The sequence below is a fragment of the Helcococcus kunzii ATCC 51366 genome, from assembly GCF_000245755.1.
Classification (GTDB): domain Bacteria; phylum Bacillota; class Clostridia; order Tissierellales; family Peptoniphilaceae; genus Helcococcus; species Helcococcus kunzii.
The window spans coordinates 1,165,821-1,179,486 of sequence record NZ_JH601088.1; the positions used below are offsets into that span (position 1 = coordinate 1,165,821).

Annotated in this window: 8 protein-coding genes; 1 reads left to right on the forward strand and 7 read right to left on the reverse strand. The window is 28.6% G+C overall.

Annotated elements, in window-relative coordinates; translation table 11 throughout:
• Window positions 1–283: 283 nt before the first annotated feature.
• The 7 genes from HMPREF9709_RS05270 to HMPREF9709_RS05300 all read right to left on the reverse strand — a co-directional run bounded on the left by HMPREF9709_RS05270 (window position 284) and on the right by HMPREF9709_RS05300 (window position 12,997).
• The gene (locus HMPREF9709_RS05270; protein WP_005398520.1) at window positions 284–1,201 is read right to left on the reverse strand and encodes a carbohydrate ABC transporter permease; all 918 of its coding nucleotides are present in this window, start codon (window positions 1,199–1,201) and stop codon (window positions 284–286) included.
• 10 nt (window positions 1,202–1,211) lie between these two features.
• A complete protein-coding gene (locus HMPREF9709_RS05275; RefSeq protein WP_005398522.1) occupies window positions 1,212–2,162 on the reverse strand; it encodes an ABC transporter permease in 951 nt (316 codons plus the stop codon).
• Window position 2,163: 1 nt separating this feature from the next.
• The gene (locus HMPREF9709_RS05280; protein WP_005398524.1) at window positions 2,164–2,832 is read right to left on the reverse strand and encodes a hypothetical protein; all 669 of its coding nucleotides are present in this window, start codon (window positions 2,830–2,832) and stop codon (window positions 2,164–2,166) included.
• Window positions 2,829–3,932, reverse strand: coding sequence for an ABC transporter ATP-binding protein (locus HMPREF9709_RS05285; RefSeq protein ID WP_005398526.1), 1,104 nt, complete (start codon window positions 3,930–3,932; stop codon window positions 2,829–2,831). Before HMPREF9709_RS05285 ends, HMPREF9709_RS05280 begins: the two co-directional genes overlap by 4 nt.
• Before the next feature lie 233 nt (window positions 3,933–4,165).
• A complete protein-coding gene (locus HMPREF9709_RS05290) occupies window positions 4,166–5,935 on the reverse strand; it encodes a beta-N-acetylglucosaminidase domain-containing protein (RefSeq protein ID WP_005398527.1) in 1,770 nt (589 codons plus the stop codon).
• Complete coding sequence (locus HMPREF9709_RS05295) at window positions 5,932–9,138, reverse strand: beta-N-acetylglucosaminidase domain-containing protein (RefSeq protein ID WP_005398528.1); 3,207 nt, start codon at window positions 9,136–9,138, stop codon at window positions 5,932–5,934. The genes HMPREF9709_RS05290 and HMPREF9709_RS05295 overlap by 4 nt, the downstream gene beginning before the upstream one ends.
• A complete protein-coding gene (locus HMPREF9709_RS05300) occupies window positions 9,131–12,997 on the reverse strand; it encodes a glycoside hydrolase family 2 TIM barrel-domain containing protein (protein WP_005398530.1) in 3,867 nt (1,288 codons plus the stop codon). The genes HMPREF9709_RS05295 and HMPREF9709_RS05300 overlap by 8 nt, the downstream gene beginning before the upstream one ends.
• 255 nt (window positions 12,998–13,252) lie before the next feature.
• On the opposite strand from HMPREF9709_RS05300, the gene HMPREF9709_RS05305 reads away from it, so the two are divergent.
• Window positions 13,253–13,651, forward strand: coding sequence for a DUF1622 domain-containing protein (locus HMPREF9709_RS05305; RefSeq protein WP_005398531.1), 399 nt, complete (start codon window positions 13,253–13,255; stop codon window positions 13,649–13,651).
• Window positions 13,652–13,666 lie beyond the last annotated feature (15 nt).

The following is a 13,666-nucleotide window of genomic DNA, read 5'->3' on the forward strand; positions in this document are numbered from 1 at the left end:
TTTGTAACAATTTCTTAATCTTTATAGTTTTAATTCCAAAACAGACAATTAACTTAATTTACTGTAAACATTGCAAATTCTTATACGTACAACTATACAGTTATAAAAACCACAAAAAAACATTTTCTAAGTTCTAAATGCGTAAATATCTTTTTTCTTTTTATTTTTTATTTATATTAATAATATCTTTAATATGGTTTAATTGTTAAATTTTTTTAATCAAAATGTTTTCACAAAAAAAGAGAGAAGTGTATTTACTCCTCTCTGTAGTTTGTTTTTTTTATTATTCTTTTACTGCCCCCAATGTTAAACCTTGGATAAAGTATCTTTGGAAGAATGGATATGACATTGCAATTGGAGCAGTAGTTACAACTACTATCGCCATTCTTACCCCGTCAGCAGGTAAAGATCTTAAAGCATCTTTTGCTGCATTCCCCATTGTATCGGATTTTAATAGTACAGTTTCTATTGTTCTTTGTATTTGAATCAATAAATATTGTAAAGTACTATATTTTGAACCTCTATCTAAGTATAACATAGCTGTAAACCAATCATTCCAATATGCCAATGAAAGGAACAGTGCAATCGTTGCTATACCTGGTAAGGAAATAGGAAGAACAATTTTGAAAAATATATCAAATTCATTTGCTCCATCAATCATAGCCGCTTCTATCAATGCATGTGGCACTGAAGTCTGGAAGAATGTTCTCATTATTACCATCCAAAAAGTATTAAACAATAGTGGTAACAAAAGTACAAGTGGATTATTTCTCAATCCTAAAACTTGTGAATTTATAATATAGCTCGCTACCATACCACCACCAAAAAGCATTGGTATAAAAGCGATAGTATTGAAAAACTTTTTATATATAAAGTCATTTCTTGATAATGCGTATGAATAAGTTGTAATAACTATTAAACCACATATTGTACCAACTATTGTTAAAACTACTGAATTAATAAAAGATCTTAATATTGTAGAACCATTTCCAAATATAATTTTGTATGATTCTAGTGTAGCTTCTTTAGGAAACAATTGATAACCATATAACTGTATTGATTCTTTTGTCGATAATGATATTGAAAATACATATAGCATTGGCAATACACACATTATAACAATCAAAATTAATATTATATTAAATAACACATTGGTACCTGATGATATCTCTGTTGCATTCTTAAATTTCTTTTTAGCCATTTTTCCCTCCCTAATATAAAGCTCTATCAGGATCGTATCTCTTAACTATAAAGTTAGCTGAAAATATAAGAATAAATCCTATTACTGATTGAATAAAGTTAATAGCAGCTGACTGCCTTAAGTTTTGACTTACCATAAGCAGCTTATATGTATATGTATCAATAACTTCTGCTACATTTCTCAAAGTATCACCTGCACCACCACTGTTTGGTACGTGGAAGAATAAACCAAAGTCTGATCTAAAAATACCACCTAATGATAATACAAATGTGATGATAATTACAGGTCGAAGTAATGGTATTGTAATATTTAAGGCTTGTTGTATCTTAGTTGCTCCATCAATAGATGCAGCTTCATATAAAGATTTATCAATACCAGCTAAAGCTGCTAAGTAAATAATCGTATTATATCCGAGGCTCTTCCATGTATTTAAGAATATAAATATGAATGGCCATACTGAAGGAGTTCTATACCAGTCCATTGGTTTTAATCCAAATAGTGCTCTGATTTGATTAAACAATCCACCATTATATGCTAACATTGCATAAATTGAATATGAAATAACTATCCATGATAAGAAATATGGTAAGAAAGTAATCGTTTGATATACTTTTGCTGATCTTCTATTTAGTAATTCATGTAATAAAATTGCTACAATTAACGGAACAATAATATTAAGTACGATGAATACCATATTATACCCTAATGTATTTCTTACAACTGTAAATAATTTGTTTCCTCTAAATAGAATTTCGAAATTCTTTAGAGTCCATTCACTCTTAAATAGTGATGTAAAGAAATTACCATCAATATTTTTATAATCCTTAAAGGCTAGTATTAAACCAAACATTGGTAGATATGCAAAAACAAACAACCAAACTAAGCCAGGGATTGTAAATAAAGACAGTTGTCTTGATCTTTTTACTATGTCATTATTTCTTTTTTTATTTTTTTTAAACATATTATCCTCTATTTTTCGTTAAATTCTTTTTATCTAAAATGTAGTACAAAAGAACATATAGTGTTGAATAAGCAGGCATCAAACATATAATCAAAAATATATTTTTAGGGAATAGGTATATTATTATCCCTAAAATTATAGTCATAGCAACACTTATCACACCAAACATTAAAGATAAAATGATTGAGTTATTGAAAATTTGTTTAATTGATTTTTTTTCATACAATGAAAACTGTAGAGTTGAAAAAATAATAATTGGTAGAATTATAATTATTATCAAATTAAACAAAATCCAAAATAATTCACTAACTGTGTTTATCAATACTATTGTACTAGTTAATCCAAAATATAAAAGAGTAACAAATACTAAATAATATAGATAAACCTGAACAAAATTTTCTTTCAATGATATCCAAAAATAAGGCTTATAGTATTTTTTCTTTTTTATTAAAATCATATACGCTACATATACTAACGATTTTAATCCTACAATATATAATGTAACTAATGGTATGAAAAATAATGGATATCCAAATATACCATCTTTAATAAATAACCCAACAAGTACTAACGGTAATGCAAGGATAAAATAATAAAAAAGATTAATAATATATGCTAATATTTTTTCTGAAAACTCAAAAAAAGATTCATTTATTCTTTGAAAATTCATCCTAATATACTTTCTTCTGTTTCTATATCAAATAAATGTAATTTGTCAGCGTCTATAATTGTATTCAAAACTTCAATATTATCTGGAAACTTGTCTACATCAACATTTATTTTTGAAAGAATCTTAGTATTTCCAACACGACCGTGAATAATATATTCATGACCTAATAATTCTATAACATCAACATTTAATTTGATATTAACAACTTTTTCAGGTTCACCAGACACAAAACCTTCAGCTTGTAATTCTTCAGGTCTAACTCCTAAAGTTACAGATTTACCTTCATATAATCTAACTTTATCCATTTTGCTTTCTGGAAACTCTAACTCAACACTATCACTTACAAATTTTCCATTTTTAATTTGTCCATCTAAAAAGTTCATTGCTGGTGAGCCAATAAAACTTGCAACGAATTTATTTTTAGGATGTTGATATATTTCTCTTGGAGTACCAACTTGTTGGATATATCCTTTATTCATAACAACCAATCTTGTTGCCATCGTCATAGCTTCTGTTTGATCATGAGTAACGTAAATTGTAGTTGTATTCAATCTTCTATGCAATTGAATAATTTCAGATCTCATTTGTACTCTTAGTTTGGCATCTAAGTTTGAAAGTGGTTCGTCCATTAAGAATACATCTGCATTTCTAACAATTGCTCTACCTAAAGCAACTCTTTGTCTTTGTCCACCTGAAAGTTGTTTTGGTAATCTATCTAATAATTCAGAAATTTCTAGAATTTCTGCTGCTTCTTTTACCTTTTTATCAATATCTTCTTTTTTTTCTTTTTTTAACTTTAGGCCAAATGCCATATTATCATAAACTGACATATGAGGATATAAAGCATATGATTGAAATACCATAGCAATATTTCTATCCTTAGCAGACTCATAATTCATTAATTTCCCATTAATAAATAATTCTCCGTCTGATATCTCTTCTAATCCCGCAATCATACGTAAAGTTGTAGATTTTCCACAACCAGATGGACCAACAAATACGATAAACTCTTTATCTTCAATATCTAAATTAAAGTCGTAAACTGCTTGGAATCCATTGTCGTACACTTTGTCAATATTTTTTAAATTAAGTGTTGCCATAATTCCTCCTAATAATAATTTCTCTATAATATTCTATAATAAAACGTTGAAATTGACAACGATATCCGTTTTTAGACGATAGTTTCACAAAATTAAAAGATGAAAATATTTTTTGAAAATACTTTCATCTTTCTTTATCAGCATAATAACTTGATTTCAGACTAATGTTTCTTTTTATAATGAAAAATTTGCTCTGAAATAGAAAACTTAATTTATAAATCTAACTACTTCAATTAAATATCTTGCAGGTAGTTTTTAATTTTTTCAATGTTTCTATCTAACCTTAATGTACCCGATGCGGCAATCAATTCTTTAGCGTCAAATTCTGCTGTTTTTGTTTTTACGAAATAAGTATTACTTTTATTTAACAATTCCAAACCTAATTTAAGTTTTTCGTTAAATAATTCTAAATTGTTATTCTTTTTAGCTTCATATGCACTGAGTAAATTTAGTGCTGCTTCACTCTTATATTTCAAGTTACTTACATATGGTTTTATTTCTTTGGAAAGTTTAGTATTTTCAGCTTTTTTATAATATGCTTCTATACTATCAACAATTTTTTGATAATCTGCTTTTAATGTCATAAGTGGATATCTATATTCGAAAATATTATCGGAATCCATATTTTTCTCAAATTCATCAATAATCTGTTTCATTTCTTCAGATTCTTCTAATCCTTCAATACCACCATTGTCAGCATTTGACATATGTTTTGCAATCTCATATAACTCATCTGAAGCAACTTTTTCAATAAACTTAAATGAGTCTTCCCATGATTTTTGTGCATTAAAATCTTCTGTGTTCCATGCATAATCTGATATCGCAAATACAGCAGGATAAGATGCATATGCTTCTTCTAAAGTATTTGTAATGGTTCCGATTATGTTTTTTACTCCTGGATCTAACATTTCTCCCTTACCCATAAAAATTCTTCTATGAGTAGTTCTATCTATATCATTTACTGGCCAATTTAACCAAAATAGTGGGTCTCTTCTCTCTCCTATCTTAGTTTTTCTTGTCTTAAATCCATCAATCGCGCCCTGAGTTACAGGTGCACATGTAGTTTCTCCAGTAAACATTATTTGCACATCACTTGGAAATTCTTTTGAGTAAACATCAATTTCCTCTGGTCTAAATCCCCATTCTGCCAGTACATATCCCTCCGGAACAAATACAAAGTCATATATTTTTTCTGATTTTGTTTTTGCCCATTCACTTACAGCATGCATAACTTTAACAACAATATTTTTAGGTAATTCCCCTACATCATCTCCAAGTACCCCAAACTGTCTAATGCCAATTCCATAAATCTGGTCTAATTTGTTAAGTAATTTCACTATTGCTTCATCATAATTTTCTTCGCTTATAGGGTTTGAATCTTTTTTGAATGGAGAAATTGTCCAAATAAATCTTGTCTTTATCTTATCACCAAGTTCACCTAACATTTGGAAATCTTTCAACATATCTTCTGGGTATAAATCATCCCACTTTTCTCTGTGATATGGATCATCTTTTGGAGCATATACAAAAGTATTTGCCTTAAACTGTGAACTAAAATTCATCATATCTTTTCTTTTCTCAGTTGTATAAGGGATACCGTAATAACCTTCAATTGCTCCTCTTATTTTTTGATCAGCATAGTCGATAATTTCCACATTTCTTAAAATATCAGTCGATTGTTGTAAAATTTGTGAAAGAGTCATATAAGCATAATACACAGAATCATTGCTATTAGCTACAATATTAATCTCATTTTCAGTAATTTCAATGCTATGTTCATCAATACGAGACAAGTTTTCATCAATCTTTACATTTATTGTAATGTTTTCATTTTCTTCATCTTGTGAGACTTCGTACCCTAGTTTTTCAATAATTTCAAATATTGAATGTCTATTGTTCTCATCAATATTTTCATCAAAAACCATTTCAAACGGTTTGTTTAAATATGTTGATCGTGCAAGATACTTAACTTCTTGCGGTGTTGGATAAATTGTATATCTCATAAATTGTCTTCCTCCAATAAATAATCCCAAGTAAATTCTCTCATCATTATATCCATGTGATCATGTATCAATGTTTCTCCACCTTCATATAAGATATAGAACTTATTTGCCTCTTTATCTTCTTCCAATGAAGAATACCAGAATAAACCGTGAGAAATTATTTTTGATTTATAAAAATCTATATTTCCATCATTAACTTTTCCGATATATATTTTACCGTCAAGTCTTTCATTCGAATGTGCAGATGATGGAGCAGTCATTAATACATATTCCTCTTCTTTATAATGTGTGTGTACTAATGATAGTTGACAGTTTGACTGACTTTCAATATTTGCATCTATCAACACATCTTCAAAGCTTTCTCCATTATCTTTACTGGTTGCAATTTGAATGTGAACAGGTCTTCCATTAAAACTATTTCTAACAAATAGCTTAACTTCACCATTATCTAACTCAACAGCTTGACTCTCGCCAGCTTGATAGAAATAATTAAACTCAGTTTTATCATCAATAATTTCACCGTTTACATTTCTACCATCATTTACGGATTTACCCCTATGCCATGTCTTACCATTATCATCAGAATATATAAAGCATGAGCTTTGTCTACCATATTCATTCGTAAAATATGTTGGTACTAAAATCCTTCCATTTTCAAACGTCAATCCTCTTCCTGGAGCAACTCCGAAGAATTTCATCCATTCTTCCTTTATCTGAGGATTTAAATCAATTGGTTCAGTCCATGTTTTACCATCATCATAAGATTTTGTCATAATGATATGTGATGTTTGTTGGATGAAAAATTTATCATTCTTTAAGAAAATATTCCCGATGTGATTTCCATCTTTATCTAAAATATCACCGACTCTTCTATTTTCATCTTTTTTAATTATTACAGAAAAATCAGTTTCTTCACCATCAATTGTCAAAATCTTATTATCCTTTAGATAAAATATTGTATTATCTTTACTATATAAAGCTAAATATTTTTCACCATGTTTTTTAATATATCCAGATCCTGGCTCTTTAATTGAAAAGAACCCCTTTGATTCTGGAAATGCTGTTGTAAAGGCAAAAATAGTTCCTTCTTTATCTTGTAAAACAACTGGGTCTATTACAAAGGCGGATTTATCTCCAAGATCTAAATCAACCGGCCATATCAAATAGTCTGGCATCTTGCCACCATCTTGATCAACTGGGTCAATTATCACATGACTTTCACCAAATTCTCTTTCGCTTTTTTCTTTTCTCTTCACTACTAAATCAATATTTCCCCAGTCAAATTGATGTTCATTTCTCTTATCAGAAAAAGCAAGCATTGTACCTTCTTTTGTATATAAAATAGCAGGAATTCTATATGATTTAGAATCATCTAAACCTCTATAGAAAATCTTCTTCGCATTAGAAATATTTCTATTTTTTTCAAAAGGTCTATCCATATACTCTTTTAATCTTTTTATAATTGGTTTAATCCTTAATATAGAAGTTTCTGAAAGACTCATTCTTCTATTTGTCTTAGGATCAGAAACTATTGGATGCTTATTATATTTTTCATAATACATCGCTGCAATATTATATAATCTTTGGCCAATCTCTTTTTGTCCTTCTTCTAAAGCTAAGAATGCATCAATATAATATATTCCTGAAAGCAATAATTCTTTAAATGTATAGAAGAATGGCTTAACTTCATTTACTAATTCTTCTTCTTTAGATTTAGCAAAATATCTATCTACAGTCTTTACTAAGTCTTCAAATTTTTCTCTTAATTCATAAACAACAGACTTAAATTCTGAAACAAGCATATTATCAATTGAATTAAAGAATTTCTTTTCAATTTCTATAAAATCCTCTGATTCACTTAATCCTACAATACCTTGTCTTATCTTTTCATCTTGATTTGCCATATGAGATGAAATTATTCTTAATTCTTCATATGCATGTTTATCTATATACTTAAAGGAATCAGCCCAAGATTTATCGCAATCAAAAGCTTCCATATTCCATGAATAATCAGACACAGCAAAAATAGCAACTTTAGATGCATTTGCTTGCTGCATTGGATTAGTAACAAGGCCAACAATATTGTCTACACCTTTTTCTAGCATTTCGCCTTTTCCCATATATAATTTTTTATAATCATGATCAATATCATTCACAGGCCAGTTTAACCAGAAAAATGGATCTCTTCTTACCTTATTGTGTCCTGAAAATTCCTCAAATATTTCCTTTGTTTTATATTCATCAACATCTTCTTTTCTCACTGGTGTACAAGTTTCTCTTCCAGTGAAGAATATATGCACATCGTCTGGAAATCCATCAGTATATGCATTAAGTTCTTCTGCATCCCATGCCCATGTCAGCACATAAGATCCTGGGCAGAATAAAAAGTCGTATAAATCGCCTTTTTCTTGCTTCCAATTAGATAATTCTCTCATTACATTAACAACTACTCTATGAGGAAGTTTCCCTACATCATCCGCTAACACACCAAATTGTCTTATACCAATTTCATATAATTGATTTAATTTTTTTATTAAGACTTCTATTGCCTCATTAAAGTTTTCCTCTGTTATTGGTTCAGATTGCACTTTAAAAGGCGCAATAGTGTATACAAAACGATTCTTATATTTTCTACCATATTCCGCCATTATCTTAAGATTTTCTAAATCTTTTTCTGGATATTGCTCTCTCCATTTATCTCTATGATAAGGATCATCTTTTGGTGCATATATAAATAAATTATTTTTAAATTTAGAACCAAATTTTAACAGTTCAATTTTATTTTTCCAAGACCATGGTACTCCATAAAAGCCTTCAATTATCCCTCTATACTTCACATCTGCATAATCATCTATTTCTAAAGACTCTATATTATTATCAGATTGAGTTAAAATAATTTCTAATGTTTCTAAAGCATAAAATAAAGCATCATTATTCTTATATTCAATGGTGATATTGTCACTAGAAATTATCAAAGAGTATTGATCAAACTTATGAAAATCTTCATTTCTACCAATTTTTAACTCTAAATCTGAATCATCTGATATTTCAATAGATTTAGAAGAAAATATTTCTTTGATTTTTGACTTATTTACTTCATCTACATCTTTATCTAATATAACCTTAATATTTTCTTTTAGCTCTAATTTTTCTCCTAAATACCTTATATTATGTGGTATTGGATAAATTTCATAACTAGACATCTTCTCTCCTAACGATAATTTTTATTTCTTTTGATTTATCTTCTGACTTCACAATAAAGTTTATATCATCTTCTTCTGAAATACCATCTATCCTTGTGATGGCAGCATTATTTGTGGCTTTTAGTTCAACGTTTTTTACATCTCTACCAATATAATATACTGATTTTTCTTCTGAGTACTTTTGTACATTATCATCAGCAATTATATCAACTTCGAAATTGTCATGTTCCTTTACAACTTTCCCAAAAGCCTTTATTTCACTGATACCAAGACTTCTATTTTCTTGAGCTATCATATTTACTCTTATTGCGAAAGTTTGAATGTCTCCAAATTCAAAAACTCTTACAAATTCATGCTCTCCAATTTTTTCATTTATTGATGTAATTCTTGTCCAATTTTCATCTTTTGCCATCTCATGCTCTAATTCAGCAATATTTTCATAATTTTTTGGTAATGTTATTTGATCTTTATTGTAAAATTCTAAGAAATATTCTGAAGGCATTGATATATCATCATCTTCAAACGCAAAGAAAACTTCAATTTTATTTAGGTTAAATTTAGTTAACTCTCCTGCACGTCCAAACAATATACCAGCCCAATCTTTTTCTCTAAAATCATCTGAAATATTTGTCCATCTATCTAAAAATGTTTTATCAAATGATGCAATTTCGTTATTTAATAATTTTGTAGAATCTGTGGAATTATGTTTCTTGTTTGTATATGAAGCTATACCTGCTGGTATTTCAGAACCATTCCAAGCTCTGGCATAATTTTCACTATATACAATACTATTATCATCTTCTCCTACAAATCTAATATTCATTATTGGTTCAAATTTAGAATCTGTAATCTTACCAATTAATTTCACATTATCTACATCTATTTTTTCAGCATCAAAAATTTCACCATTTTCGGAATTATACCAATTTTGTATTGGTTTAACTCTAGCTTCTCCAGAGCTATGATAAATATTAGCATTTTGAGGTAAGTATATATTTTTAGAACCTTTAATAAATGCTCCACTGAAATTTTCCACAGCGATAAAATCATTAACTCTAATTTGACCTTCTACTGACAAACCTTCTATTTCACCATGAATATCATATTTACCTATCTCTTTAATATTTTTAATCTTATCAATATCCCAGTTCACTTTTTCAAATTTCTTAAATCTGTTTTCAGTGGTTACTCTAACTTTTTCGGGAAGTACAATATCCTGACCTTTAGAAATTGAGATATTTACATCATCTATTTCAATTATTTCCTTTTCTGATAAGGTCTTTATTTTACTACCTAGTTTATTTTCAAATTCTTCTTCGAATTTTTCTACTCTATTTTCTACACTAAAATTAATCTCATCTGATTTTAATCCTTCTGATGTAGCTTTTAATGAAACCTCTCCAATTTCATGTAATTTTAATATAACAATACCTGAACCACTAAAAGATCTTCTAAACCATTTTCCATTTTTGTCCGCTTTATATCTTTCTTGAGAAGCGGCATTACCATTATCTACCCCAATGATTTCAGCATTTTCACTACAGAAAAATTCAACTAGATTATCTGCAGTCGGCACAATATTTCCATTTTTATCGCAAATATCAAATCTAATATATGCTAGATCATCTAGATTATGGATATTTTCTTCTAATGTAAGATTGATGTTGTTAGCTTCTTCTGATGTTACCACTTTATCAGTTTTAGACACTTCACCTTTTTCATCATACCCAACAGCTACAAGTTCTCCTTTTTCAAATGGTACTAACCATTCTAAAAATAGTTCTCTTTCAGAATTACCTTCAAGATATTCTCTACCGTATTCTGTCATCTTAGTATTAAAGGTCTTTTTACCTAAAGATTTACCATTTAAAAATAGCTCTATTTCTTTAATATTTGAATACACTCTCACTGGTACAATATTGTCATCACGTTTTAAGTCTGTACCTTGTTTTTTTAATAAATCTAGATCTTCAAAGTTCCAATGTGGTAAAATTTTCAAAACTTTTTCTTTTTCATTATTAAGCCATTGAGATTGATATAAGTAGAAATCACTCTTAGGTAAACCTGCACTATCTACAATCCCAAAGAATGAGGAAGTTACTGGAGCTCCAAGATTTTCCTCGTTATGCCAAGGTGTTGGCTCTCCTATATAATCAAATCCAGTCCAAATAAATTGTCCAGCATAATATTTTCTATCTCTATCAAAAATCCAGGAATCTGCCGCAGTTCTTCCCCAGCCTACTCTATCATTACCATAATCAGACATTTGATATGCTCTATTTACTTTATCAGCATTTCCTGTCGCAACACTATCTAATTTTTCTGGTTGATAATAAACTCCTCTACTCTTTACTGCTGATGAAGTTTCCGCTCCATAAAGTTTCCATTCCGGCTTATTTTCATGTAAATAATCAGAATTGGATTCAGCGTAATTTAAACCTACAATATCTAATTCATCAGCAATTTTCGCATTAAACGCTTCTAAGTCTCTACTCCAGCTAAATTTATTTTCTCCAATAGTCACATATCTAGTTTCATCAACTTCTTTTATCCATTTAACTAGATTTTTTGCCTGTTGTAATCCATAAGAATGTTCTGTTTCTGCAATTTCATTTCCAATTGACCACATAAATATTGATGGTGAATTAATATCTCTTCTAACCATCTGTTTTATATCAAACTCTGCCCAAGTTTCATTTTCATCAGCTTGTGGATGAGTTGCCAATTTATTGAAAAATCTATTGTAGTCATAATCTTTTTTTCTATTTCCATGCCATGTATCAAAGGCTTCTTCTTGTACTAATAACCCCAATTCATCACATAATTTTATGAATTCTCTTGATTGAGGATTATGGGAAGTACGGATTGCGTTAACTCCCATTGACTTCATAATCTCTAATTTTCTTCTATCGGCTTGTGGATATAGTTCTGCACCTAATGCTCCATTATCATGATGTAGACATACACCATGTATTTTCACATATTTCCCATTTAATGAAAATCCATCATTACTTGTCCAATCAAAATATCTATATCCGTATTGTTCAAATTCTTCATCAATCAATTTTTCATCTAAGAAAATTTGAATATGAGCATAATATAGATTTGGGTTTTCAATATCCCAAAGTTTAATATTATCTAAAGAAAATTCTGTTTCTATGATTTTTTCATTTTTAGCAAATATATCTTCTGTTTTTTCTATAGATTTAACTATCTGCTCTTTAAAATAGATATCTATTTTATATCTGATTTTTTCATCAAAATCTGATACATTGTTTAACAATAATTTTATCTTTGTATCAGCCCTATTTTCTTGTATTTTAGGCGTTTGTATAATAAGAGAATTTTCTTTAATATGAATCTTTTCAGTAAGTACAATATCTACATTTCTATAAATACCGGATCCTGAATACCATCTTGAGGAAGGCTGTCTATTAACAACTTTAACTGCTATTGTATTTTTTCCATATCTTAAATAATCTGTCAAATCATAAGAAAACGTATTGTAACCAAATGGATAATTGCCCACAAGTGTACCATTTACATAGATAAATGAATCCATATAAATTGCACCAAATCTAATGGAAATATTTTTATTGGCTAATTCATCATTTAGATCAAAACTTTTTACATACCAGGCAATACCACCATCTAATAGCCCACCCTCATTTCTTGATAATGAATTTTGATTGAAATCATTGTAAATACTCCAGTCATGAGGTAAATCTACTTTTTTAAAATCTTTTAATGTTTCTTCATTTATATCTTCTATTTCAAGTTTTTCATTTTCATAAAACAACCATTCTTTATTAAAATTATTATATTTTTTTATTGGATTAAATAACTGATTTTTAGACATTTTCCCTCCTATTATTTTAAAATTATAATAACATATATATACTTGAAAACAAATTCTTAATAACGTCATAAAACAGCAAAATAGTAAACCCTAATTCAATATTTTTTATTTAAAAAAGACAATATATGAATGTTTTTATATGAATTTTGAGATATTTCTAAATTCTTAAACTTTTGTAGATAACGGTATTTACCTTGATAAAAACATATTTTTCTTATATGATATTTGTATTAAGGAAGTTATGTGGAGGGATTAATGGAACATTTTCTTGAGACCGTTTTAGATTCGATTGCACCAGTTATTATAATGGCGCTGGAAATTATAGGGATTTTCATTATTTTGTACGGAAGTCTTGCAGCATTATATAACTTTGTGAAAAATAAATTGGATTTAAGAGAAAATAGAACGAAAATAATTTTAGGTGAGGCTTTATCTCTTGGTTTAGAATTTAAGCTTGGGTCCGAAATTATAAAAACTGTAATTGTTCGTAGTTTAGATGAGCTTATTATACTTGGAATAATTGTAGGATTGAGGGTTGTACTTACTTTACTAATTCATTGGGAAGTAGAACAAGCCGACTTATCTGATGAATTTAGAATCAATAAAGAAAAAGAAGAAGCTAAAAAATTAATAGCAGAAAAAACAGAGGCGTAAATCGAAACTATAATA